This window comes from Paenibacillus sp. TAB_01, assembly GCF_043945595.1.
Taxonomy (GTDB): domain Bacteria; phylum Bacillota; class Bacilli; order Paenibacillales; family NBRC-103111; genus Paenibacillus_S.
The window spans coordinates 733,449-758,178 of the sequence record NZ_JBIFNP010000001.1 but is presented as its reverse complement, the minus strand read 5'-3'; the positions used below and the strand labels follow the sequence as shown (position 1 = coordinate 758,178).

The 24,730-nt window shown below is 52.7% G+C and carries 21 protein-coding genes and 1 riboswitch; of the genes, 2 read left to right on the top strand and 19 right to left on the bottom strand.

The genetic code is table 11. The annotated features are described in order from the left end of the window. Positions 1-35: 35 nt before the first annotated feature. The 3 genes from ACHHV8_RS03715 to ACHHV8_RS03705 all read right to left on the bottom strand — a co-directional run bounded on the left by ACHHV8_RS03715 (position 36) and on the right by ACHHV8_RS03705 (position 3,323). The gene (locus tag ACHHV8_RS03715; RefSeq protein ID WP_395156870.1) at positions 36-1,595 is read right to left on the bottom strand and encodes a DUF4127 family protein; all 1,560 of its coding nucleotides are present in this window, start codon (positions 1,593-1,595) and stop codon (positions 36-38) included. A 206-nt stretch (positions 1,596-1,801) separates the two neighbouring features. Next, a complete protein-coding gene (locus ACHHV8_RS03710; RefSeq protein WP_395156868.1) occupies positions 1,802-2,644 on the bottom strand; it encodes a C40 family peptidase in 843 nt (280 codons plus the stop codon). A 3-nt stretch (positions 2,645-2,647) separates the two neighbouring features. Next, positions 2,648-2,801, bottom strand: a riboswitch (cyclic di-AMP (ydaO/yuaA leader). Between the two features lie 72 nt (positions 2,802-2,873). Beyond that, the gene (locus tag ACHHV8_RS03705) at positions 2,874-3,323 is read right to left on the bottom strand and encodes a DUF441 domain-containing protein (RefSeq protein WP_395156866.1); all 450 of its coding nucleotides are present in this window, start codon (positions 3,321-3,323) and stop codon (positions 2,874-2,876) included. A gap of 232 nt (positions 3,324-3,555) precedes the next feature. On the opposite strand from ACHHV8_RS03705, the gene ACHHV8_RS03700 reads away from it, so the two are divergent. Then, positions 3,556-4,536, top strand: coding sequence for an aldo/keto reductase (locus ACHHV8_RS03700; RefSeq protein ID WP_395156864.1), 981 nt, complete (start codon positions 3,556-3,558; stop codon positions 4,534-4,536). Positions 4,537-4,704: 168 nt separating this feature from the next. Further along, positions 4,705-5,574 (top strand): NAD-dependent epimerase/dehydratase family protein, encoded by an 870-nt coding sequence (locus ACHHV8_RS03695; RefSeq protein ID WP_395156862.1) that lies wholly within the window; start codon positions 4,705-4,707, stop codon positions 5,572-5,574. A gap of 124 nt (positions 5,575-5,698) precedes the next feature. Here the strand turns inward: ACHHV8_RS03695 and ACHHV8_RS03690 are convergent, their stop codons facing one another. The 16 genes from ACHHV8_RS03690 to ACHHV8_RS03615 all read right to left on the bottom strand — a co-directional run bounded on the left by ACHHV8_RS03690 (position 5,699) and on the right by ACHHV8_RS03615 (position 24,560). Further along, positions 5,699-6,976, bottom strand: a complete 1,278-nt coding sequence (locus tag ACHHV8_RS03690) for a nickel pincer cofactor-dependent isomerase, group 22 (RefSeq protein WP_395156860.1) — start codon at positions 6,974-6,976, stop codon at positions 5,699-5,701. A gap of 151 nt (positions 6,977-7,127) precedes the next feature. Continuing rightward, positions 7,128-7,655: a hypothetical protein gene (locus ACHHV8_RS03685; RefSeq protein ID WP_395156858.1), complete on the bottom strand. Its 528-nt coding sequence runs from the start codon at positions 7,653-7,655 to the stop codon at positions 7,128-7,130. A gap of 32 nt (positions 7,656-7,687) precedes the next feature. Then, the gene (locus tag ACHHV8_RS03680; protein ID WP_395156856.1) at positions 7,688-9,256 is read right to left on the bottom strand and encodes a hypothetical protein; all 1,569 of its coding nucleotides are present in this window, start codon (positions 9,254-9,256) and stop codon (positions 7,688-7,690) included. A gap of 53 nt (positions 9,257-9,309) precedes the next feature. Next, complete coding sequence (locus ACHHV8_RS03675; RefSeq protein ID WP_395156854.1) at positions 9,310-9,756, bottom strand: aldo-keto reductase family protein; 447 nt, start codon at positions 9,754-9,756, stop codon at positions 9,310-9,312. Next, complete coding sequence (locus tag ACHHV8_RS03670) at positions 9,746-10,180, bottom strand: aldo/keto reductase (RefSeq protein ID WP_395156852.1); 435 nt, start codon at positions 10,178-10,180, stop codon at positions 9,746-9,748. The genes ACHHV8_RS03675 and ACHHV8_RS03670 overlap by 11 nt, the downstream gene beginning before the upstream one ends. Before the next feature lie 22 nt (positions 10,181-10,202). Next, positions 10,203-11,180, bottom strand: coding sequence for a Gfo/Idh/MocA family protein (locus ACHHV8_RS03665; RefSeq protein WP_395156850.1), 978 nt, complete (start codon positions 11,178-11,180; stop codon positions 10,203-10,205). After that, entirely contained in the window at positions 11,177-12,169 is a 993-nt protein-coding gene (locus tag ACHHV8_RS03660; RefSeq protein WP_395156848.1) for an amidohydrolase family protein, read from the bottom strand. Before ACHHV8_RS03660 ends, ACHHV8_RS03665 begins: the two co-directional genes overlap by 4 nt. Before the next feature lie 15 nt (positions 12,170-12,184). Further along, positions 12,185-13,351, bottom strand: coding sequence for a response regulator transcription factor (locus tag ACHHV8_RS03655; protein WP_395156846.1), 1,167 nt, complete (start codon positions 13,349-13,351; stop codon positions 12,185-12,187). A gap of 101 nt (positions 13,352-13,452) precedes the next feature. After that, on the bottom strand, positions 13,453-15,222 hold the full coding sequence (locus ACHHV8_RS03650; RefSeq protein WP_395156844.1) for a sensor histidine kinase: 1,770 nt from the start codon (positions 15,220-15,222) through the stop codon (positions 13,453-13,455). Between the two features lie 92 nt (positions 15,223-15,314). Further along, positions 15,315-16,166, bottom strand: a complete 852-nt coding sequence (locus tag ACHHV8_RS03645) for a carbohydrate ABC transporter permease (RefSeq protein ID WP_395156842.1) — start codon at positions 16,164-16,166, stop codon at positions 15,315-15,317. 18 nt (positions 16,167-16,184) lie between these two features. Continuing rightward, a complete protein-coding gene (locus ACHHV8_RS03640; RefSeq protein WP_395156840.1) occupies positions 16,185-17,048 on the bottom strand; it encodes a carbohydrate ABC transporter permease in 864 nt (287 codons plus the stop codon). A gap of 138 nt (positions 17,049-17,186) precedes the next feature. After that, a complete protein-coding gene (locus ACHHV8_RS03635; RefSeq protein WP_395156837.1) occupies positions 17,187-18,506 on the bottom strand; it encodes an ABC transporter substrate-binding protein in 1,320 nt (439 codons plus the stop codon). A gap of 214 nt (positions 18,507-18,720) precedes the next feature. Continuing rightward, complete coding sequence (locus tag ACHHV8_RS03630) at positions 18,721-20,142, bottom strand: MATE family efflux transporter (RefSeq protein WP_395156835.1); 1,422 nt, start codon at positions 20,140-20,142, stop codon at positions 18,721-18,723. 110 nt (positions 20,143-20,252) lie between these two features. Next, entirely contained in the window at positions 20,253-22,361 is a 2,109-nt protein-coding gene (locus ACHHV8_RS03625; protein ID WP_395156833.1) for an ABC transporter ATP-binding protein, read from the bottom strand. Further along, complete coding sequence (locus ACHHV8_RS03620; RefSeq protein ID WP_395156830.1) at positions 22,358-24,166, bottom strand: ABC transporter ATP-binding protein; 1,809 nt, start codon at positions 24,164-24,166, stop codon at positions 22,358-22,360. The genes ACHHV8_RS03625 and ACHHV8_RS03620 overlap by 4 nt, the downstream gene beginning before the upstream one ends. A 133-nt stretch (positions 24,167-24,299) precedes the next feature. Next, on the bottom strand, positions 24,300-24,560 hold the full coding sequence (locus tag ACHHV8_RS03615) for a hypothetical protein (protein ID WP_395156828.1): 261 nt from the start codon (positions 24,558-24,560) through the stop codon (positions 24,300-24,302). Positions 24,561-24,730: the final 170 nt, after the last annotated feature.

Below are 24,730 nucleotides of genomic sequence, written 5' to 3'. Positions count from 1 at the left end.
TCATCCCGGTCTCTTCTTCTTCTTTCAATGCAGCCTTAGGCCCGATCGATCGACAGCTCGAAGCCGATTTCAAACATCCGGGTCCACGGAAAGTGAAGGCTGCGCAGCTCAACCGTGCCCTCCTGGATATCCGCTAAATACTGCGCCGTATACCGGTTCATTTTGGCTGCAAGAATCGTCTGCACTTCGTTAAGGCAATGCCCGATGCTGTAATAGCTTGCTTGAAGACCCGGCAGGTCGTGAGCCAGCATATCCTGACGGACGATCGATTGATAGATGAAATCCTCGACAATGCGGTGATAGTAAAATTTGCGGCTTTCCCCTATCCTCCATGAATTCCGCTCGCTGTCCGGCTGCTCCAAATAATAGGAAATAATAATGAAATGCGAAATGACGGTGCCAAGCGTATTGCCCGATGTATTCCAGCCGGCATAAGCCGTCAGCCGATCCACTAAGCCCTGCTGCTTCAGCAGATTCATCAGCACCAGATCGCCTCCGTTACAGACGGCCACATCGCCCAGGGCCACCCGTTTGCCTTTGCGCAGATACGACTGCATGGAAGCGAGGAATTCTCTGTAATGAATTTCCGAGAAATAAGTCCGGTGCCGGTCGCGGAATGGGATTTGCTCGGCCATATCCGATTGGTCAACGGCAGGGGAGTTCACCATTAATACAAGCGCCGTCTCGCTGGAGTTATCCGCCATGACGGCTCCTGCTGCGGTCAAGTGCGACTTAATGCTCTCATTCAGGCTGCGGTCTTCATATTTCGGCTTGATGGAGGGGCCTTTAGTCGAGGAATAGCGTACGTAAATTTCCGGCTTATACTGCTTCAGCTCGCAAAAAACGTTCGCCAGCATCGTACAGCCGATCTCGTCCGCACCCGGATATATCATCACCCGGTCCAGAAGATTCAGCTCCTGCACCTTGCAGATCAGCTGCTGCTGCTCTCTCGGGGAAAATCCGTACTGGGAGTTGTCGTCGAGCGGAATAATCAAGTTATCGATCAGGCCTTGCCCGGCCCATTCCACTACAGCATGGTTGACCTGCTGATTGATCCTCCTGCGCGAGATAAAATCGTTCAAATATTTATCCGGAATCAGCTGCTTCAGTTGAGAGAGCTCCTGACGCTCCTGTTCGGTCAGGCGGTCCCTCTCGGATTTATCGATCAAATAACTGTACCGGAATATTTGTCCGCCGTGGAACTTGTAATAATCGGGCTCTTCTTCATCCTTATTGTTATTCGGCACCCGCATAATCAAATTAAACGCATGGATTTTGAGGCTTGGATTGGACAGTTTAACGGCTTGCAGAACGGAAATGCGCTCCAGGCACTCCTCCAGGGCCAAATCATGAAGCCGCGAAGGAACGATGCCGCCATAGACCAGCAAATCGATGGAAACGATGAGATAATCGGCATCGCGGGCCGCTTCCAGCAGCCAGCTTCTTACCTTAGCGGTATGTGCAGGTTTCTTTTTGCTGCCCAGCAGGCTTCGGTCCGGTACGATGACCTGCAGGTCGGTTATGCGGGCCAGCTGCTGCGGGAATAAGTAATTGCACGGCCTCTCATCCAGAGGCAGATAGACGACTTTTGCCATTGTACTCTCTCCTTTGGTCCATGGGCTTCAGACTGCTGCGACAGCCAAAAACCGGTCATGATCAGTCCATTATAGCTCCCCCTTTCTGCGAAAAATATCCTGTATAGTTATGAAAATATCCAAAATATTATGAAGCCGGCCGGGCTTAGATAACAAAAAAGACAGACCGCAAAAGCAGTCTGCCTGTTCAGGTGGTATCACTTCAATTAAATGCTTCTGGCGCCTATGTATCCGGTGCCCCAATAAGAACTGAAAAGAGAATCGATCTGCACGCCCCGCGATGTTGTCGCCGAGATGAATTGGCCGCTTCCGATATAAATTCCGACATGGGACGTGCCGCTTTTTTTAAAGAAGACCAAATCTCCCGGATTCGGGTAGGCTACAGCCACCCCTGCACTGTCAAACATCCCCATCGACGTGCGAGGTAATTCAATTCCCCGATTTTGGGTAAATACATAACGTACGAACCCTGAGCAATCAAATCCAGCCGGAGTGGTGCCTCCCCAAGAATAAGGAACGCCGATGTAACCTTTGGCGAAAGTGATCAGCGTATCCTGCTTCTTGGGCTTGTACCAAGCCGGAGCATGGTATTTTCCGTCTGCATCGACAATGGCGATCTGGTTCTCTTCATCCCACTGCACTTTGCTTCCGAGCGTTTCGGAGACGAACCGGAGCGGTACATAGACGCTTCCTTGATCCATACCGATCATGGAGCCTACATCGACCTGCTTTCCGTTGACCGATACAAACGAATCTCCCGTTTTCAGCTCCAAGGTTTGGTCTCCCTTTTTCATCGAGACACGGACCTCTCTGCCGTCCTTCGACCAGCTGATGCTATAACCGAGCGCCTCCATCAGCGGACGAAACGGTACTTGAAGCTGGGAAGAGCGGTCCACAACAGGCTGTCCTTCGGAAAACTGGACAAGCTTGTCATTAACCTGAACCTTGACTCCTTCATTCGCTGCCGCCGCATGGGCGTCAACAGAAGAAAAGAGCGCGCACGAAAGAACGGCGCATGAAAAAACAAACGTCTTGGCAAATAACTTCAAAGCTTAATTCCTCCTATGAGCCTCCGAGGTTAGTTGACGGGTTAGGGAAGAGGTTTTCCCTTATTCGCGAGCCTGTGAAAGCAGGCGCATATTCACCCCAAGTAAAGATGTCCCCCGTACAAGCACTTGTGCTGTGCTGATTCGGCATTTTTGTGCTAAGCGTATACCACCTACAATATATTCGTTCCCCTTACCGCGTATCGGTGGGTAAGACTATCCTATGTTCCCATCATTTTCCGAGAAACAACGATAAAATACCGGCGGCGATCAGCGGACCTACGGGAACGCCTTTCAGAAAAGCCACGCCCAGAATCGTACCCAGCAAAAGTCCGGTCACGATCGTCGGCTGATTGGTCATCAACAGAGCGCCGCGCCCGCCCAAATAAGCTACCAGCACACCGACCGCTACCGCGAGAAGAGACTTCCAATGAAAGAATGATTCATACAGCGTCTGAACGGTAATTTTGCCACTGGCCAGCGGTGCCATAATTCCGATGGTCAATACGATAATGCCGATAGTTAAGCCGTACCTCTCGATCCAAGGAAACGCCTGGTGTAAATTCATGACACGCAGCAGCAGCAGAAAGACGACCGCAACCGTAATCGAATTATTGCTGCTTAATATACCGAGTGCCGCAAAAATCAATAGGACGACGGAAGGCATATCTATCTGGGGCATAAGAACTCCTTTGTGCGTGTTTTCGACAACATTATCCATTTTACACGAATCTAACTGGAAAATATAGAGGCATAAAGTCCGCTTTTGTCATGAAACCTGCCTTACTTACAGGTAACTTAATTTCCCTTCCCCGCCTATCTCACCTATTTTTGCGTACTGTTAAAATAAGACAAGGCACGGTATGATGGAAAATGTCAGTACCGCATCATTCAAAAATAAGGAGGTATTTATCATGGAATACACTTATTTGGGACGTTCCGGCTTGAAGGTCAGTAAGCTTTGCTTGGGAACTATGAATTTCGGTGTCGATACGGATGAAAAAGAAGCCTATCGCATTATGGACGCCGCGCTGGACGCCGGGGTCAACTTTTTTGATACGGCTAATGTGTACGGCGGCGTGGGCGCCCGGGGCAAAACCGAGGAAATTATCGGACGCTGGTTCGCCCAAGGCGGCGGACGGCGCGAGAAGGTCGTGCTGGCTACCAAAGTATTCGGCGATATGGAGGACGCGAACGATGGGCCTAACGCGGGCAGAGGGCTGTCCTCTTATAAAATCCGCCGGCATCTGGACGCTTCTTTAAAGCGCCTCCAAACCGATCACATCGAGCTGTACCAGATGCACCACGTCGACCGGAATGTCGCCTGGGAAGAGCTGTGGGAAGCGTTCCGGGTACATATATATCAAGGCAAAATCGGCTATGTCGGCGCAAGCAATTTTGCCGGCCGGGATTTGGTGAAAGCGCAGTATGAAGCCAAAAACCGCCACTTCCTCGGGCTCGTCTCCGAGCAGCACAAATACAGCCTGCTGTGCAGGTGGCCTGAGCTGGAAGTGCTGCCGGCGGCAGAGGAGTTCGGCATCGGCGTCATCGCGTGGAGCCCGCTTGACGGCGGCTTGCTCGGAGGCAACGCGCTGAACCCGGCAGCAGGCTCCCGCAGCGTCCGCAACCAGGCGCGTGCAGAGCAGCGCCGCGGGCAGCTGGAAGCGTTCAGCAAGCTGTGCAAGGAGCTCGGCGAGAGCGAAGCCAATGTAGCCTTGGCGTGGACGCTGGTTCATCCGGCGATGACGGCTCCGATCATCGGGCCGCGCACGCTGGAGCAGTTCCAGGATACGCTGCGCGTCGTGGACATTCAGCTCGACGGCGACACGCTGCAGCGTCTGGACGAGATCTTCCCCGGACCTGGCGGCGATGCGCCTAAAGCGTACGCCTGGTAATCCGTTCTTTTCTGTTAGGAAACCAAAGCCCGCATGATAGGCATGGCTAATGCCGGGAGAGCAGCGGTTCTCTCCCGGTTCATTTCATGTTCAAGCTTCAAAGCTTGGCCGTTATGGCGGCAGCAGCCGTATTCTTATATCCAGTTACTTTATTTTAGGAGGAACAGCATGAGCAAGCAGCGCATTATCATTACCGGCGGCAGCGGCAAAGCCGGCCGTTGGATCGTTAAACATTTTCTAGATCAAGGGTATGACGTGATCAATCTGGACGTGAAGGCCCCCGAGGAGCCGCTTTGTCAGACTATCATTACGGATTTGAACGATTTGGGACAAGTGCATAACGCACTGGCCCCGTTCTCTTCCAGAAACCGCCAGCAAGCGGTGGGCATCGTACATTTTGCCGCCATTCCGCAAGCCTATACGCACCCGAACGACATCTGCTTCCGCAACAACGTCATGAGCACGTACAACATTCTGGAAGCGGCGGCCAACCTGAATATCGGCAAGGTCGTGCTGGCTTCCAGCGAATCGTCGTACGGCATCTGCTTTGCAAGCGAGTTCTTCGAGCCGAAGTACTTGCCTGTCGACGAAGCGCACCCGCAGCTGCCTGAAGACAGCTACGGCTTATCCAAGGTGGTCAACGAAGTGACCGCCGAGGCATTCCATCGCCGTACCGGCATGCAGGTGATCAGCTTCCGTCTCGGCAATATTTTGGTGCCGGAGACGTACGCAGGCGTGAAGGAAAGCTTCAGCCAGCCTGAGAAGCGCCAACGCATCTTGTGGTCTTACATCGATGCGCGCGATGTCGCCACCGCCTGCCGTCTGGCTATCGAGAAGGACGGGCTCGGCGCGCAGCCGCTCATTATCGCAGCTGATGACAGCTCCTCCGATCTCCCAACGCAGGAGCTGGTGAACACGTACCTCCCCGGCGTTAAGGACATCCGCATACCGCTGGAAGGCCGCAGATCGCTCATCTCCAACGCGAAGGCGAAGGAGCTGCTCGGCTGGGAGCCGCAAATTAAAATTATGGAGCAGTAATTATAAGAAGGAGGGGCTTTGGCCTCGCCTATCGGATAAATAGCCTGTTACAAACAATCAAGCCGCCTGGGTTATCCCTCAGGCGGCTTGATTGCTTTGTAATAAGCTGAAAGTGAAAGTCGTCTCATACCGCTGCATGAGCAAAATCCGTCTTGGCCAAATAGCCGTCGGCATCAAAGCTCATTTCCTCGGCCTGACCGATGATCTCCACGTTTGGCAGGCCGGCGATTTCCGGCAGCAGCGACTCGGATACATATAAATATTCGAGCTGCAGCGTATTCGGAATGCGGACGATTCTTGCCTGCTCTTCCGGCGTCCCCCAAGTGGCGCGAAGCGCGCCGGTCAGCGCCTCTTTATCCGAAGGCATAATAATAGGAATCATAGCGCGGTGAAGAAAGGTGCTCGTGACCACATTCTCGTTCATCGACTGCAGATCAATCTTGTCGAACAGCCGCTTGGTCGTCAGATCGGCCAAGCCGATACCGAGCGCGTTCCCGTGCGACGCTTCGCTCAGATCGCTTGCAATAATATATTTGATGCGCGGGCTCTGCGGTTCCTCGATACCAAGAATACGGATCCGGCCGATAATGTTCGTATCCATTCCCGTACCGCTGTAATTTTTGCCGATTTCATCTACCAGGAGAACATCAATATCCTCTACCGGCAGCTTCGGAAACAGCGTCGCCGACCACTGCAGCAGCTCCGCTTCCCTCTGCTGAATCATGGACGCGGGAACCGCTTCAATCAGTGCGGTCTGCTCGAAAGCATTCTCGACGATCGCCAATCCGCAGAGAACGTTGACTTGCTGCAAGACGATCTTCGCCACCTCCGGCATCATATCGCGTATGCCTTGAACGCCGTAGGTATGAACCAATAACGCCTGCTTATGCTTGCCCAGCCCGATCGCAGCCATCTTCATTAATCCGCTTTCAATGGAAATCGGGGATTTGAAGTCGGTGTGCAGCTTGATCCGCCCTACCAGAATGACCGCATCGGCCTCGTAAGCATGCTTATCCACATGAACGGGCATGCCGTCCGGCGTTTGACCGATGCGGACTACCTCCATGGACGATAAAATTGGGGCTTCGCAGTACTCCTCGGTGACTCCCAGGCTGTGCAGCACCTCGAGCTGCCCTTCGGCGGTAGCGCCCCCGTGACTGCCCATAGCCGGCACGATAAACGGAGCCGCCCCCATCTGCTTCAATACGCGAACCGCGGAACGGAGAATCAGCGCAATGTTTGCAATGCCTCTGCTGCCAGCCGTCAAGGCCACCCGCGTGCCCGGCGTGATGCTCCGGCCAATGCCGATCCCTCCGAGCTGCTCTGCAACCGCCGCCTCGATATTCTCGACGCGGGGACCTGAAAAATGCTGACGTACTTTAATCATTTTCGGAAATGACATGAAAAGGAACAGCCTCCTCTGCGAACCCATCCGGATAGTTTGTGGGATGTTTTGCCACTTATTCTCAGTATACCTCATAAACGGCGAAACCGCTTTATTTCTCTCGCGGGCAACAAGCGGTTTCAACGGTAAATTTGAAAGCGGTGTTCCTTTAAAGTGCAGCTTCTAGATAGACGGCAGCATATTCTTCAAGACTAGGGATGCGCAGCGTCAGCCAGAGCTGGCCTCCCGCTGATTTGGAATTCACACACTCGATCTGCGAGCTGCCGTACAGCACCCGGAATGACGTCAGCTGGCGGAAGGGCAGCTGTATCTCCGCTTCGATCCCGGAGACCGGAATCGTTTGAAGCACCGGCCGCCGCGGCGCCGATGTGGTGTTCACGGCATGCAGCACATATTTCCCCGCCTCTCTGCTTTGGTTCAGGCTGAAATGCACGCTGACCGGCGCGTTCGTGTTTATCGTATAATTCCCTTCCAGCAGATGATCCAGCGCATTGCCAAGCAGCTCGCTGAAATCGTTATGGCCGTGAAGCCATACGTTGCGGTCGGCTGCATATGGAAAAAATACGGATTGCCCCTTGCCAAACCGGTTTAGCACCACAGTCGGATAATCCGTTTCGTAGCTTCGCAGCCATGATTTCTCCGGCGGCTGTGGGTAGATTTGCGGTACGTAGGTCACTGGCGCTTCAGCTGTCTCTGCCGTTGTCCGCACTAGGTACTGCGGACCCAGCTGGCAAGCATCGCCGTATCCTCAAAACCGCGGGTGAGCGGATGGGCACCCTTGATGTACTGATAGCCATACAGCGAGTTATCCCTGACCGTCCCGGTAAAGCTGCAGCCGAATACGTCCCCCAATGCGAAATCGGAGCGCGGCGTGCCGTCCGGATGGAGGAGCGAGCTTTGATGAGTCGCAAGCACTCGCCCTCCTGCGCGGACATACTCACGAATCAGCTCCACTTCTTCATCCGACAGGCACGCGGCATTGGCCAGCACAAGCGCCCTGGCTTGCAGCAGCGTCGCCAAACATAGTTTGTCATCGGTTAGCAGACGGTATTGGATGTGCCGGTCTGTTAAGACCTGCTCCAAACCCATCAGATGAGTCAAGTAGGCATCACGGCTCCGGTCGGGGTTACCCAACGCGGCGTTGGTGGCGCGCGAGTATAGAACGTTCACATCAGCCAGCGGCTCCTGGCCGGTCAGCAGCTCCTCATGCTTCTCCATAAACCCATAGATATCGGCGCATAACAGCGCGTTCCTCCGGTCATAGGTACGGCCCGGATGCTGTCCGTTAAATAAGCAGTTCCAGAACGAGCCCCCTGCGCCGATTGCTTCCCACATCCATAGCCGCGTTTCCTGACGGGCGGAGGAGATGTAGCGCAGCTGGTTATCCGTTCCCATGTGCCCGAACAGCATAACCGGGGTTTTATCCGGCGCAAGGCTTTTCAAAAATTTGATCAGGGTGGAAGAACCGTTCATCGGCTCGTGATTCGCTGTAAACAAAGGAGTAACCAGGAAATCAAAATGGTCTTTAATGGTATAGAGATCGTGGCCGATCGATTTCAGACGGTCATGATAAAGACCGAAGATCTCCGCTGCAAAGGCTTTATCCGCGCCGTACTTCTTGACAACGGCCCGGCAGTCCCGCAGATGCTCCATAACGCAGTCTACCTTCCACTGCCGGTATTCGTCGTACCGGCTGTCCAAAAACTGGCCCCCGCGCGGCAATTCTTTGCCGATATCCCGCCGGTATCGGTCGGCACAGCTTTTGCAGTAGCAGATGCCTTCCTGGGTATATGAATTTTCCCAGATGCCGTCGATATCATAATGCTCGAACAGATAGTCGATAAATTTGTACGCGTGTTCATTACGGTACGTGCTTTGGTAGCAAGGCTGAAAAATCGCAGCGTGAAGCGGGTTATCGCGAATTTTAGGGTCGCCGTATTCGTCTACACTGAACCAGTCAGGACGCAGTTCGTATATTTTTTTTTCAACACCCCGAAAGTCGACGCGTACGACTACCTTGATGCCCCGCTCGTGGCATGCGTCCGTCAGGTCCCTGAGCAGATCCTCTTGAGTCATAAACGGATTCGGGTTGGCCGTCACCAAGTCATGCCGGAAGAAATCCACGATCCCACCCCCATTGATGACAATGCAATTGGCATGGATCTGCTCCATGTATTCCACGACGGAGCTTGCGTCGTAATCGACGACATCAGGCTCGCGCAGCACAGTTTGCAGGATGCGAAGCTGTTTTTGGTACCATTGTTTCGGCTCAGACATAGGGAATCTCCTCCGGTTTCAAATGGAATGATGAAATACAAGCACCGCCAATATCAAATATAGCGTTCATGAATCTCATTGAGATCAACGCGTCCGTCAAGATCCTCGCAGATCGCGACATTTTTGCGTACGATATCGGCGTCTCGCATACCCATCAGGGCAACGTCGACATATGGATTAGACAGCACGAATTGAATAAGAGCCGGAGTATAGTCGAAGGTGTTCGCCGGATTTACCTTTTGAATCCAACGCTGGAAGGTGCCGGAGGTCGGTGTACGCATCGTCGCGATGCCAAGTCCGGCCCGATCCGCTTCGAGCAAGCTTCCGAAAGGGCGGCTTGGCTCATAGCCGTGCTGGAATATAAAATTGTAGCAAATTTGCATAACGTCGAACTTACCGCTCCGAATAAAACGATACACCGCATCATTGTTGTCCTCACTCGTAAACCCGACATATTTAACAAGCCCCTCCTCCTTCAGACGCAGCATGTCATCGGCCATGCCCCCGGTTCCGGAGAATGTCGTCGGCCTGAGCGGGTGTGTACGAATTCCCATGGATCTGCAGCAGTTCGATACGGTCGCGCCGGAGACGCTTCAAGCTCAGCTCGACCGACTCCCGCAGCCGGCCGCGTTCGTTGTAGCCCGCCTTGGTCGCGACGAACAGCGGGTGCGCACCGCTTGTCTTGACTCCATCGAGCGCCGATCCGAGAAGCTCTTCACTCTCGCCGCTGCCGTAGCCGGGGGCGGTATCGTAATAGTTAATGCCCGAATCGAGCGCCGTTTCGATCGATTCGATTATTTTTCTGCGGTCGTTCGGATTCGACGGATCAAATGTGTGCAGATAGTTCTTCAGCCCGGCTGCAGCCCCGCCGTAACCGATACGGCTGACGATTTCTCCTGTATTGCCCAATGTTGTGTATTCCATAGCGGTGACCTCCTGACAAATTTTAGAATAGATGGCGGATTTGATCGGTCAACTGCATAACGCGCACCGCCTTGTCAAAGCCGGACTCCGGTTTCCAACCCGCGGCTGCCGCTTCAATAAAATGACGCAGCTCGGCCTCATAGCCATAATACGAATAGTCCGGGCGGATACCATGATTGATGTTCCAGACTAGCGCATCTCCAGAGTCTGCAAGAACCGTTTCACCTGTATGTTCTCTCGGTTCTCCCGGCCGGTTGTACTCCAGCCGCTTGAGATTGTCGACGATTACGTTGCGTTCGTTGCCAATCAGCTCGACCCTCTCCACGGGAAAGGTGCTGTGCTGAAACGACGCGGATTGAATGTTGCCTACCGTGCCCGTTTCACAGACAAAGGTCACGTTGATCCCGACCTTACGATCAGTAACCTTGATTTTCTCCGCATGGGTAATCGTAACTCCGCCAAGCAAATATTCAGCCAAATCCAGATGATGAATGACATGGTTAAAGTAAAAATAATCCTCGGACGGGTAAGCCCCCGCGTGATATTTGGCCTGGTACAGCAGCACCCCGCCAAATTCCCGACGCGAGATAATCTCCTTCGCCATACGGTAAGCCGTCGCATAGCGCCGGTTGAAGCCAACCATGACGGAGAGCCCGGTACGGTGTTGAAGCTCCTTCAGCTCCTCGGCTTGCTGTGCATTCAGGCAGGGCGTCTTCTCGACAAATACGTGCTTGCCGGTCAACAGCCCCAGCTTGCATGCCTCATAATGAACATCGGCAGGAGCGGCGCAGATCAGAATATCCACACCCGATTCGGCAATGAGCCGGCGATAATCGGTGTAGGTCTGTACTGCTCCGTAGAACCGGGCGAATCTGGACAGCCGCCCTTCGTCTATATCACATGCCGCCTCAAGAGTAACGGGCAGCTCCTTCATCCGGTCCCATAGAAATTTATACATATGATTGCCGCATCCAATGACCCCAGCCCTCAGCGTTCTCATCGTCTCTTCTCCCCTCTTTCCTGTAAGACACGTACCAGAAAAGCCTGAAGCGGCTGTCCCTCCTGAAATTCCGCAGATCCGTTAAACTCATCCCACAGCATCTCGTAGACCGTACCCGGCAGCTCCAATGAACCATTTGGAAGCAGCGGCACCGTACGGCTTTTGTCGAACTTCTCCGCGATCCAGGCAGGAATAACGACAGACTCCTGCGCAGGCGGAGACGGATCGAAAAAGAGTCTCTGGGCATTGCCCAAAAGAAACGCATGTCTCTCCGGCTGCTTCAACTGCGGCAGCAGCGCGTCGATCCAATGGCGGACATCGGCAAGCGTCTCGCCGCGCCAGAATAAGACAGGGTACTCACTGCCCCACATCATTCGTTCCCAGCCGACCGTCTCCGCCAGATGGTTCACCCACGGAAGGAAGTCCCTGTGCGGGTAAGGCTCCCGGCTGCCAAGTCCGCCGTGTCGGGACAGGATGGGGTAAAATTTCGGATGGCTGAGAAGCTCCTTCGCGCTGCCCTGCTGAAGCCGCTCCACGGCCCCGGCATCCCGATTAAGAAAATGAGGAGCTGCCGCCCGGGCTGCCGGATATTGATTCAGCCAGGCAACAATGCGGCTGGCGAGAACCTCTGTCAGATTCCCTCCGGTTACAAACAGCCAGCGTCCCTCTTGCCCTAGGAGGTCAAGTATTGCGGGATTGTCCAGCACCTCGGACGGCTCCATGCGAAGCCCCAATACACCGGCGCGCAGCTGCAGCCCGGTCAGTTCCAGCCGTTCCTGTTCATTGTCTCCGAACGGGATACCGATCCCCCGATGGCGGCCGGAATGAACGCGCAGGGCATCGAACAAAGTTGCCAAATCCGGTACCTTGGGTCCGAGCACCAGAACGGACTTCTCTATCCCTCCGAGTCGCATGGACGCTTCCATGTGGGCCAGGCTGCCGAAGCGCGGCAACCCGATATGCGCATAAGCATCGATACAGCTTTCCATCTTCAACCCCCTCCCTCATTTCCAATACTGCTTGCGGTATTCTGTAGGCGTCGCCTTAAATTGCTTATTGAACAGACGGTTAAACTGGCGATAGTTTTGATACCCGACACGCTCGATAATTTCCTGAACAGGCAGCTTCGATTCACGCAGCAGCTTGGCCGCCTCCTCCAACCGGATGAAGCCCAAATATTCGCTGAATCGGACACCGGTCCGCTTATGAAACAGTTCACTGAGATAACTTGAATTCAGATGCACCAGTTTGGCCACCGTCTGCAGATTCAAGTTATCGGAATAATGTCTGCTCATATGATCCATAGCCCGTTTAATCGGACATTCCAGCCAATTGACCTTGTTATAATCCATTGTTTGCGCGTAAGCTACCTGCACATTTTCGATTCCTTTCAAAATCGAACTGGAGCTGATGCTCAGCTCGATTTTGCCATAGCTGCGGATCACCTGCCGGATGTTCTCAATCAATTCAAGCACCTGCTTCGTCAGCAGCTGTGTGCTTGAATTGCCCAGAAGGATGATAACCGGTACATGATCTTGATCCAGCAGAGTAACGCCGCTGCCGAATTTGTGAATATGCTCGGCAATAACCTGTCGGCAGAACAGCACGAACAATTCTTTGTCCTTCGGCGTCTTGATCCGGTCTGTCATAGAGGCAGGCTGAAGCTCCATCCGGTACATCAGAAAAAACTGGCTATGGAAATCCACATCGTAATAGCTCAAAATCTTTTCCTGGCGCGGCTCCAAATGAAGACTGCCTTGCATTAACTGCAGCATCGTCTGCTCCAGCAGATACGTTCTCGATTCGCTGCTGAACTTCTCCATTTTTTCTTCTTCCTGCCGTGGGGCCGTCCGGACTTCCTTCCTGTCCTCTATCCCCTTCAGCAATTTCACCAATTCCGAACGGTTCACCGGCTTCAGCAAATAATCGTTCACTCGCAGGCGAAGCGCACGCTGAACAAAATGAAATTCATTAAATCCGCTCAGCACAATAAACTCCGTTTGCAGCCCGCCCGCGCAGACCTGCTCAATCATCTGCAGCCCGCTCATGCCGCTCATGCATACGTCGACGATAACCGCATCCGGACTCTCGGATTGAATCAACTGCAAGCCGCTCTCCGCATTCTCCGCCATCCCGACAACGGTTAGATCCTTCGCACAGCCTCTCAACAATACTTTTCAATCCGCTGCGAATAAGCGGCTCATCATCGATGATTACCAGTTTGTACATCGTTTCACCCCGGTTATTCAAGCTGTTTGGCAGAGCTCGCAGGTTACGCGGGCAGAACGGGCAGTGTAATTTGAACTGTCGTTCCTTCCCCTTCCATGGAGCAAATCCGAAGCCCGTACCGTCCCCCGTGATATAAATGTATTCGGTCCAGTACATTCCGCAGACCGATAGATTCAGGATGCTCCACGCTGAGATGCTCCAATATTACCCTCATTCGGGATTCGGATATACCCCGGCCATCATCGGTAACATAGAGACGAAAGCGTCCCTCCTCAAGCGCACCGTCAATCCGAATGGTCTGCTTACCCAGCTCGCAATCCAGGCCGTGGAGGATTGCATTTTCGACAATAGGCTGCAAAATAAACTTATTGCAGCGAAGCTCCAGGACTTCATCGGGTACTTTAATGGATACCTGCAGGCTGTTCTTATGAAAAATCTGCTGAATGCTGAGGTAGCTTTGGACATAACGTATTTCGTCCCCCACCGTCCCGTAATCATTTCGGTGAAGCGACAGCCGCAGCAGCTCGCCCACGGAAGAAATCATATCTCCGATTTCATGAACCCCTTTGATCTCTGCCATCATGTTAATGGTTTCCAGCACATTGTACAGGAAATGAGGCCGGATTTGGTGCTGAAGCGAGGTAAAATCCGCTTGTTTTTTTCGCAGCTCCGCTTCATACACCTCATATACAAGACGGCGCATCTGCGAAATCATATTATTGAACGACGCTCCAAGCCTACCTATTTCGTCCTCCGTCCGCACGCTGTAAACGACATCGAAATTCCCCTTTTCTACATCGATCATCAGCAGCTGGAGCTGCTTCAAGGGCGAAGTAATACGCCGGGCAATCCAAACGAAAATCAGAAAGGAAATCATCGTCGAGAAGATTACGAAGCCTAAAATGAGGTAGAACACGAACCGCTGCTGCTTGAACAGCGTAATGGACGGGACCAGGTAGAGAGAATGAAGCTGCGAAAATTCAGAATACCCATAGGTGACTCTGTACGTCTGCTTATTCAGCGTGACCACCTGCCCGGCCGCCTCTTTACCCTTTTGCGACAACTCCGCAATGATACGGTTCTCTTCCGGATTCCCCGTTTTGCCGACAATAAGACGATTTTGCAGATCAAAAATATACAGCTTATCAAAATGCTTCAGCTGAGCGTTCTCCGCAATATCATTTAACCGGGACATATTGGTAAAGATAACGAACGTCCCAAGCAGACGACGCTGAGCATCGTACATTTGCCGTGCTGTAGCAAACATCGGCTCGTAGCCGTCAACAACAAATGAGGGCATGCCGACGTTCAAAAAAACCGGCTTGCCGCTGGCGTTGTTGACATAGTCGTACCATGGCGCCTGCTTGATATCGTAGCCTTCCGGTACATAGCCGAAATTCAAGTGACCGTAAATCTGGCCCCTGGCCCCGAAGAAGTATACCCCTACTACCTCGGGATGCCCTTTCATAATCGAGTTAAAGGCAAAATCACTCGTCCATTTGTCCAAATCAGACTGTTCCCGTAAATTTTGTGCAACCTTCCCCCATATGGAGAGGGCGTCTTCCCTGGAATACGGCTCTAGGAAATAAGGCGTTAACGTGAGCTGCGCCAGCGTATTGAGATGGGTATCCATGTTCAAAGTAATTTGGCGAAGCGTTTCATTCGCATATTCGTTAACGCTGGATTGAATCGAATTCGAATAAGCCCGGTACACAACACAGCTGAAGATTATAATTGGCACAATAACCAAGCAAAGATAAGTCATAACCAGCTTTTTTTGGAGGCTTGCATTGAACCAGTATGTTTTCAACATGCCTTGTATCGACTCCTTATCTGCCATGCGCAAGCGACAGTCAAAGCATAGGGCAAGCAGGCTTATTTATCAATTCCAGCCCCAGCGTACAGCTAGCCTTTGACTGCGCCCGAAACCATACCGTTCATCAAACGCTCCTTGACGATCAAATAAAACAGCATCATCGGAATGACCGCAATAATAACGGCTGCCGATACCATCCCGTAGCTGACGGCGAATTCGGTTTTGACTGCAGCCAACGCTACGGTCAATGTCTTGAATTCCGTTTTGGGAAGCAGCAGCAGGGCATAAATATAGTCGTTCCAAATATTCACGAACGATAGGATAAGCACCGTCACGATACCATTCTGTGTCAGCGGCAAAACAATCCGTGAAAACAGCTGCCATGGACCGCACCCGTCTATGATAGCCGCTTCGTCCAAGCTGGCCGGGATCATCTGCATGTAGCTGGCAATAAGCAGAATGGATAACGGCAGTTGGTGGCTGATGTATACGAAAGCGATCGGATACTGATGGCCAAGAAACCCGACGATTTGAAATATTTTAAATGTGCTGGCCAGCAGCGTAATGCTCGGAATGAAGATCGCCAGAATAAAATAGAAGTAAAGCCACACGGACCCGCGGAATTTGTACCGGGACAGGACGAAGCACAATGGAACGACACAAACAATCAGACCTGCCAGGCTGAGCAGCGTTACGCTAAGCGAATTATAAAAGGCAAGCAGCAGGTTGGAGCTTTCGAGCAAATTCCGGTAATTCTCCAATGAGAACTGCTCCGGAATTAAACGAATGCTCGTAAAAATCTGGTCATTCGTGCGAAAGGAATTGCTGAATGTCCACAAGATCGGGAAGACGGTCAGAACCAGGTAGCTGCATAATACAAGATATTTCAGTGTGGCGGCCGGAAGCCGTCCCGCTTGCAAGTTTCTGAATTGCGCGACCAAAACCTTTCCTCCTTTCGTTTAGGCGCTCTGCATTTTTTTGGTGGCCACGGAAATGATCAGACAGAACAAGAAGATAACGACGGCCATGCTCGAACCGTATCCGTACTGAAGCCCGGAAAAAATCGTTTTATACATTTGGGTAGCCGGCACTTCCGTGGTCGTTCCTGGCCCGCCGCCTGTCATGATAAAGATGTAATCGAAGCTTTTTAGCGAGCTGGTAACAGCCAGAATAATACAGCCCTGCAATACGGACCAAAGCATAGGGAGAGTCATTTTCCAAAATATAGTCCAGGCGCCGGCCCCGTCGATTTCCGCCGCTTCATACAAATCCTCGGGAATATCGCCAAGCGCCGCCAAAATAATCAGGAAGAAGAACCCGATCCCCTGGAATATCGGTACAGCAATAACCGCCAGAAATGCCGTATGCGGATCAGACAGCCAGCTTCTCGTCAGCGGCGTTAATCCGATCGTTTTCAGAAATAAATTGACGAGCCCGATATCTTTATCGTAGATCAGCGTGAACATCAGACACAGCGCCGAGGAGGAGATAACCGCCGGGATAAAAAAACAGCTGCGGAACAGGTTGTAGCCGAATATGCGTTCGCGGAGCAGATTGGCGAGCACCAGACTCGTTCCGACCTTAAATATAACTGCCAGCACAGCCCACAAGAGCACCTTCCACAGCCCGTTGACAAATACTTGGTCATGAAACATTTCAATATAATTGTTAAAGCCGGTAAATTTCGGCGTATTAAAGCCATCCCATTCGAAAAAGCTGTAGGTCAGCGTATGCCCGAACGGTATAACAAAAAAAGCGGTATAAACTAGAAAAGCCGGCAAAATGTAAAAGAAAAGCACCGGCCTGAATTTTAACGTTCCCATACGCTTTCACATCCCTCCCGTCAGGTGCAGTTTTCCATTGAGAAGGCGTCGCGGTAACGGTTTGTTTCACATGCTGCGGCGACACCTTCCGTTTCACCCCAGGCTCATTGCCTGGATCTTGCGGCTTCAAGAAGCCGTTTATTTTTTAAAGAAAGCGTCATTCCCCATCTGGGCCAGCTGCTCCGCAGTGACTTGTCCCGACCAGAAAGAGGCAAGCTGCGGCCAAAATTTCTCTTTCCCCTGCGGCTGCATATATTTGCCCAGCCAGTATTGCCCCGGCTCTTCGGCAGCAAGCTTCATACTGTCAACCACGGTTTGGTTGATTTTAGCCGGATCGATATCAACCCCCTGCATCGGAACGATCTGCTTGCCTTGGTCGACATACAGCTTCCCGGCTTCCTTCGTCGACAATTTCTTAATCAGCTTGGCCGCCGCCTCCTTCTTGACAGGGTCTTTCCAAGCGTCGGAGCTTGCATAAAGCAGCATTGTCAAATCCTTCTCCATATAAGGTTTCGTTTGTTTGCCGCCGGGAATAGTCGGGAATGGAATCGCGGTAAATTTATTCATGCTTTCTTCACTCAAGTTGCTCATTAACGGCCCCATGCCGTAAAGCGTCATCGCCGCCTTGCCGGTGTTGATATATTTGGAGAAAACCGCGCTGTCGTCGAGCGATGCGGCGTCTTCCGGCGCATACCCGGCTGTCAGCTGACGAAGCAGTTCAAAGGATTTAACGACTTCCGGATCATTGAACGTTTCTTTACCTGCAAACAGGTTTAACGCCCTCTCGTTACCCAAATACCCGCTGAGCACATAATCCATCGGCCGTTCCAGTCCGGTACCTGACGTTGGATTCAGGCTGATCCCCCAAGGGATAAATCCTTTTTGCTTTAATGTTTTGGTCGCATTCAGCAGCTCGTCCCATGTCTCAGGAAGCTTTAATCCGGCTTGGTTAAAAATCTCTTTGTTTACGAACAAAGGAGTGAAGAAAGAGATCATCGGGATGGCCCTTACCTTCCCGTCGACCGTTGCCGTATTCCAAGCGCTGTCGTCAAACAAATCCTTATACTGAGGGTCGTTTTTCAGCTCCGTCAGATCGGCGATAGCCCCACTTTGGATGAACTTGTCCATGCCGTAGGTCGGATCCGGACGCCAGAACATAAATACATCCGGCGTATTGTTGCTCGCCACATCGACCTTAATCTTCATCGCAAGATCTGTACCGTTGGCCTCCTCCACTACCACATTGACATTTGGATTCTCCTCCTTGAACTGCTTCAACAGCTCGGACACCGAAGCGGCCATGCCGGACTTGCCGACAGAGTTCGTCGCAAACCGGAGCGTTACCTTGGAGCCGCTTTCCCCGGAAGCGGCTTCCCCGCTTGGCTGGCTGCTTCCGCAGGCAGCCAGCATAGATGTCGCCAATAAGCATGAGGCGACAGTTAAGGCGCTTTTATTCATTTTGTATATCCTCCCCAATGACGGTTATGTTTTTCCTGCACGTCCATCATAAACGATTCCGCTCCATGTACTATACACCTTCTCTCCAGATGAATTGGACATTTCTTCGGCTTTCTTTATCCAACGACGCTTGGAGTATCCCACCGGCAGCACAGCCCCGAACCAAAAAACGGCAGCCGCATGGCTGCCGTCCGATAACCCTCGTTATATGGGCTCATACCTTTACCTGCTTCCAAATCCCTTTCTTGAACCTTAAATAAATAAACACCGAGCGAATGCATTGATCGGCGGCTGCCGCAACCCACAGCCCCGCCACGTCCCATTTAAACACGTAAACGAACAGCAGGCTGAGCAGCACCCGGAAGCCCCATACGCCGATGAGAGTAGAGTATAGCGGAAACCGCGTATCGCCCGCACCGCGCAAGGCGCCGCCGAGAATAAACTGCGTCGCTTGTGAAATCTGGATCAAGCCCATAATCCGCAGGGCGACGACCCCTCGGTCGATAATTTCGCTGTCTGTTGTGTACAACATCATAATATAAGGCGCACAGGCGATAAACGCGACCCCCATCGCTCCGGCCACCCACATGCCGAATTTGCGCACCTGCCAGCCGTACTGCTCCGCCAGCTGGGGCTTGCCGGCGCCCAACGCCTGCCCTACCAGCGTGGAAGCCGCAATCGAGAAAGCCATGCCCGGCATAAACGTCATGCCGAATATATTGAAGGCAATCTGTGTCGATGCCAGCGCGATCGTCCCCAAGCTGGCGGCCACCTTGACGAAAATAAGCATTCCGACCCGCATGATGACCTGCTCGAGCGAAGTCGGAAAGCCGATCTTCACGATCCTCGCAATGATGGGTCGGTCCCACTTAAATACATGCGCAAGAGCAATCCGTACCGCGAATTTGCCGCTCAGCAGCACCCGCATTACCCAAACAACGGAAACCGACTGCGCGATAATGGTCGCGGTGGCAGCGCCGGTAATGCCCCATTTGGGCAAACCGGCGAAGCCGTAGATCAAGGGATAGCCTATCAGCAGCACCAGCAGGTTGGCGACCACATTAATTTTCATCGGCGTCCTTGTATCCCCGGCTCCCCGCAGAATAGCGGTCATCGCTGTCGTGATCATTGTTAAGCCCGTCGAGAGGTAAATAATATGAGCGTACTGCAGGCCCTCCGCCAACACGTCCGGCGTCGCTCCCATCAGCAGAAGCAGTCCCTCGGCATAATGCGTGCTGACAGCAGAGACGAGGATGGCAAAAATCGCGTTCAACAGCAAGGCCTGGCCGGCTGCCCGGTTCGCATCGTCAAGACGTCCTGCGCCTACCGAACGGGCCACAATGACCGTCGTTCCGATATTGAGCGCCATAAACAAAGACAGCAGCAGCAAAAAAGGCTGCGTGGTCAAGCCTACCGCAGCTACCGCCTCGGCCCCCACCCGGCCTACCATAATCATATTCAGCATTTGCGTAATATTAATCAGTACCATCTCGACCAAAGCGGGGCCGGCCAGCCGAAAAATGACCTGACGCACCGCCTTGCTGTCGTTAGCGTCTACCAGGGCCGCAGCTTCGCCGGCCTCCCGGTTCTTTACGGACGAGACGCTGCTTCGCGCCAAATTAGCACTCTCCTGCAAGTCGGTTCCCTCCCCATGTAAAGTCAGTTCTCGGTTTCGCAGAAACGGAAGGCCATTCCATCGTAGCGGAACGGCCTTTCTCACTTAAATAGTTTACACCCCAGCTTCGTTTACTTCGCTGCCGGCAGCTTCTGTTCTTTGTACTGCAGCTCATACAGCCGGTGGTAGTAGCCCCTCTGCGCAAGCAGCTGGTAGTGGTTACCAATCTCGCGCACCTTACCCTTATGCATAACGATAATTTGATCGGCGTGCTGGATCGTAGACAACCTGTGCGCCACGATTAGGGTCGTTCGGCCCGCCGAAATATTGTAGAGCGCATCCTGCACGACGATTTCGGTCTCGGTATCGATATTCGAGGTCGCTTCATCCAGAATAAGAATTTGCGGACGGAATGCAATCGCTCTCGCGAACGACAGCAGCTGCCGCTGTCCGAGCGACAGGTTAACGCCGCGCTCGCCAAGCGGTGTGCCATAACCCTGAGGCAGGTCCCTGACGAATTCGTCCATATGCACCATGCGTGCCGCTTCATAAACCTGCTCATCAGTGATCTCGTGATGGTTCAACCGGATATTCGATGCAATATCTCCGGTGAACAGAAAGACGTCCTGCTGCACAATACTGATGCAGCGGCGCAGCTCATCCAGCGGAATCTCGCGAATGTCGACGCCGTCGAGACGAATCGTCCCCTTTTGGATATCGTAAAACCGGTTGATCAGCTGGATAATCGAGCTTTTGCCCGCGCCCGTCGCGCCGACGAATGCAATCGTCTGCCCAGGCTGGATCGTAAAGCTGACATCCTTCAGCACCCAATCCTCCTGGTTGTAAGCAAACCATACGTGCTCAAACGTAATTTCGCCTCTCACCTGCTGAGGCAGACTATGCGTTACCTTCGCATCGATAATGTCCGGCTTCTCATCCAGCATATCGAAGATCCGCTCCGCACCGACCATTGCCGTCTGAATCTGGTTGTATTTCTCGGCCAGGCTCATCAAAGGCTGGAAAAACTGCCGCACATAGTGCGTGAACGCATAAACGATACCGAACGTAATGCTGCCGTCGATGACGTTAGCCCCGCCGTACCAAAGCAGCAGCGCAATCGCCAGGTTGCCCAGAAAGCCGATTGCCGGCTGGAAGATCGAGTTAATCACCGTCCCCCGCATCCCTGCGCGGTAATATTCCGTATTATGATGGTCGAACTGCTCCCATTGGCGCTCCTCGCGAATGAACAGCTGGGTGATCCGGATGCCCGACAAATTCTCGGCTAGAAATGCGTTCAGCCGGGACAAAATAATTCTCGTCACCCGCTGCGCATGCCGGATAACCGAACGGTACCAGAACGTCAGCGCAGCCAGGAACGGCATCACCGCGAAGGACAATAGAGCAAGCCGCGGGCTCATCTGCAGCATGATGAAGACAATCCCGATCAGGACGATCACATCCTTGACCAGGTTGACGACAACCTGCGAGTACAGCTGATTCAACGACTCCGTATCCTGCGTAACCCGGACCACCAGTCTTCCTACCGGATTCCGGTCGAAATAAGACATCGACATGCGGCTCAGATGGGCAAACAGCTTCTCCCGGATATTGAAAATAATTTTCTGGCCTGTGAATTGGAGCAGGTTGCTCTGCAGATAGCTGAGAACCGCCCCGGTGGTTACAGTGAGCAGGAACAAAATACCGATCTGCACGAAGCCGCTGTAATCCTGCTGACGGAACGTTTCCTGCGCCTGCTCATCCAGCTGCACCGCGGAGTAGACCTTTCCTTCGGCCACGATCTGCGCGCCGTTTCCCTGCCCTGTAACCTCCACCTCCGCCTGCTGCGAAGGAAGCCAGCCGTTGATCATGTACTCCCGGTCATCGACGCTGACGATCTGCTTCTTATCCGCATTCGCCGGAAGGACCGCGAGTCCGGCCGCCTTGTCCGCATCGAGCCGGACATAGTCGCGTCCGTCCCAGCTCACCTTGTCTCCATAGGGCTCGAGCTCCTTCGACTGCTGGCTTGGCGCGGACAGCATCGGCTTATACAATCCGTTGATATGCCCGTCAATGGCTATCTTCATTAAATAAGGCCGCGCCAAATCGGCGACGACAATCAGAAAGGCCAAACCAATGCAGAGAAGAATCATTCTCCAATACGGCCATGCAAAAGCCAACAATCTGGAAAGAAGCTGGCTGTCTTTAAATTTCTTAACCTCTCGTTCGCTATGGATATTCATGCTCCCGCTCCCCTTTGCAGCAACCGCGCTTTCTTCAGATCATGCTCCTGTCCGTCCTGACGCTCCGCTTCCTGGTTCAGCAGCTGCTTATGATGCATATCCGCATAAATTCCGTTACGGTGAAGGAGCTGTTCATGATTACCCTGCTCCACAATTTTTCCCTCATCCATTACGATGATCTGATCCGCCGCTTGAACGGAGGAGATCCGGTGTCCGATGATGATAGTGGTCCGCTTGTTCATAACCGACTTCATACCTTCCAGAATCAAGTCCTCGGTAATGGTGTCGACCGCCGACAAGCTGTCGTCAAAGATCAGGATCGAAGGCTTTTTGATGATTGCCCGGGCAATACTGACCCGCTGGCGTTGGCCGCCCGACAGCGAAATGCCCCGTTCGCCGAGCGCCGTCTCGAATTGCTCGGGAAACTCCACAATGTTGTCGTACACCTGGGCAACCTTGGAAGCCTCAATGACCTGCTCGTCGGAATACGGCTTCGGATCGAAGCCGATATTATCCCGAATCGTTGAGGAGAAGAGAAACTGATCCTGCGGTACGATACCGATCTGCCCGCGAAGCGTGCGCAGCGGAATTTCGTGAATATCGTGCCCGTCGATGAACACCGTTCCTTTCGGAGCGTTGTACAACCGAACCAGCAAATCGACCAGCGTGCTTTTTCCGCTGCCGACTCTACCTACGATAGCCAGGCTGCTGCCTTTGGCCACTTTAAGATTAATATTACGGAGCGTCGGTCGCACGGCCTCCGGATAGGAGAAGGTCAAATTACGGATCTCGATATCCCCGTCGATCTGATCGATTTCCTGCTTGGCCGCAACGTCGTCCACTACCTCCGGCTGCGTCCGGAATATTTCCATCAGCCGGATCTCTGACGCTTTGCCGCGCTGCATCAGATTGACGACCTTGCCCAAGTTTTCTATGGGTCCCATCAGCAGGGACAAATAAGTATTGAAGGCGACGAATTCCCCGAGTGTAATTACGTGCTTCAGCACCATCACCCCGCCCAATACGACCGATACCAGGAAGCTGAAGCCGACGATCCCGGTGCTGAGCGATCCGAACAAGGAGTTCGAGCGGACGAAGCGTCGGTTCATATCGACCGCATGCTGATTGTCCTTGGTGAACAGCTTGCGCTCTTCCTTCTCTTGTACAAACGCTTTCACGACACGGATCCCTGCGGTAAATTCCTGCACCCGGCTCGTCAAATCCGATATGGCCCGCTGCATGTCCGCCGACTGCTCCATGATTCGTTTATTGAACCGGTACGCCAGCAGGCTGAGCAGCGGCAGCGGCAGCATCGTCACCAGCGTCAGCCACGGATTAACGGAGGACACCATAGCGATCACGGATACAACAATAAGAAGTCCCGCTTCCATAATGTTAAAATACCCCTGCATCGTCACCTCGCGCACGACGCCTACATCGCTGATCGCATGGGACATCAAATCGCCGATCCGCTGGTTGTTGAAATACTGCGCCGACAGCTTCTCCCAATGCTTAAATAGGTCGCCCCGGACCCGCATCTCCAGCATTCGCGATAACCGAAACAAATAAATCCGGCTCGTCGAACGGAAAAATGCGATGCCCAGGCCGACCACAGTCATCCATAATGCAAAAGTTACCGTTTCTTCATACGTTAGTGTTGAATTTTGCAATTTGTCTGTAAATTGTCCCAATAGCTGTGGAATAAACAACTGAAGCAGACTGGATATGGACAATAATGCAAATCCAATGATGTAGGACCATCGGTTCGACTTGATATGGCCCCAGAAAATATTGTTCCCTTCCATCCACTCTACCCCCGCGTGCTCCCTTATGTAGAAGCCATTTTCTAAGCAAAAGCCCTGTTCCTCTGCCAGGCTATTGTAAGATTACCGCGATTGGAATAAAGATACCATGGATATCCTTACTTCAAATTATGGACTATTTGACTTTCACAAAATGCCATATATGTATTTTGGCCTTCCCTCCCTGTATCCATTCCGCCAATGGCGACCAGTCCACTGCGGCCCAAATCCACGGAAAAGATGACGAAGATTCCCTATCGGTCTCGGTCTCCGTCTGTAATCGCACGGTCTTCATGTCCAAATACTCTTCGACGGAAGCCGCTTCCCATATTTCCACGAATAAGCCGGGCTGATCCGAGCCTTCATACAGCTCCAGACTGGGACTCTGCGCCCTCACCTTCATCATCCACTCTGAATAAGCTGGCCTGTGTTGGGGTAATATCTGATATTCGACAAAGATTTTACTCATTTTTCGCTCCCTTTGCTTTATTTTAATGAAGAAAATGATAAACTAATCTTATGCCTTCGCATACTGACTTCTCAAGCTCTGATTTTTAGGAGGGACCC

What these genes read in the sequence shown, in the direction of transcription:
- ACHHV8_RS03715 (WP_395156870.1), bottom strand. Translation starts at nt 1,595, where the DNA reads ATGGCAAAAGTCGTCTATCTGCCTCTGGATGAGAGGCCGTGCAATTAC.
- ACHHV8_RS03705 (WP_395156866.1), bottom strand. Translation starts at nt 3,323, where the DNA reads ATGCCCCAGATAGATATGCCTTCCGTCGTCCTATTGATTTTTGCGGCA.
- ACHHV8_RS03700 (WP_395156864.1), top strand. Translation starts at nt 3,556, where the DNA reads ATGGAATACACTTATTTGGGACGTTCCGGCTTGAAGGTCAGTAAGCTT.
- ACHHV8_RS03695 (WP_395156862.1), top strand. Translation starts at nt 4,705, where the DNA reads ATGAGCAAGCAGCGCATTATCATTACCGGCGGCAGCGGCAAAGCCGGC.
- ACHHV8_RS03690 (WP_395156860.1), bottom strand. Translation starts at nt 6,976, where the DNA reads ATGTCATTTCCGAAAATGATTAAAGTACGTCAGCATTTTTCAGGTCCC.
- ACHHV8_RS03680 (WP_395156856.1), bottom strand. Translation starts at nt 9,256, where the DNA reads ATGTCTGAGCCGAAACAATGGTACCAAAAACAGCTTCGCATCCTGCAA.
- ACHHV8_RS03675 (WP_395156854.1), bottom strand. Translation starts at nt 9,756, where the DNA reads ATGGCCGATGACATGCTGCGTCTGAAGGAGGAGGGGCTTGTTAAATAT.
- ACHHV8_RS03670 (WP_395156852.1), bottom strand. Translation starts at nt 10,180, where the DNA reads ATGGAATACACAACATTGGGCAATACAGGAGAAATCGTCAGCCGTATC.
- ACHHV8_RS03665 (WP_395156850.1), bottom strand. Translation starts at nt 11,180, where the DNA reads ATGAGAACGCTGAGGGCTGGGGTCATTGGATGCGGCAATCATATGTAT.
- ACHHV8_RS03660 (WP_395156848.1), bottom strand. Translation starts at nt 12,169, where the DNA reads ATGGAAAGCTGTATCGATGCTTATGCGCATATCGGGTTGCCGCGCTTC.
- ACHHV8_RS03650 (WP_395156844.1), bottom strand. Translation starts at nt 15,222, where the DNA reads ATGTTGAAAACATACTGGTTCAATGCAAGCCTCCAAAAAAAGCTGGTT.
- ACHHV8_RS03640 (WP_395156840.1), bottom strand. Translation starts at nt 17,048, where the DNA reads ATGGGAACGTTAAAATTCAGGCCGGTGCTTTTCTTTTACATTTTGCCG.
- ACHHV8_RS03635 (WP_395156837.1), bottom strand. Translation starts at nt 18,506, where the DNA reads ATGAATAAAAGCGCCTTAACTGTCGCCTCATGCTTATTGGCGACATCT.
- ACHHV8_RS03625 (WP_395156833.1), bottom strand. Translation starts at nt 22,361, where the DNA reads ATGAATATCCATAGCGAACGAGAGGTTAAGAAATTTAAAGACAGCCAG.
- ACHHV8_RS03620 (WP_395156830.1), bottom strand. Translation starts at nt 24,166, where the DNA reads ATGGAAGGGAACAATATTTTCTGGGGCCATATCAAGTCGAACCGATGG.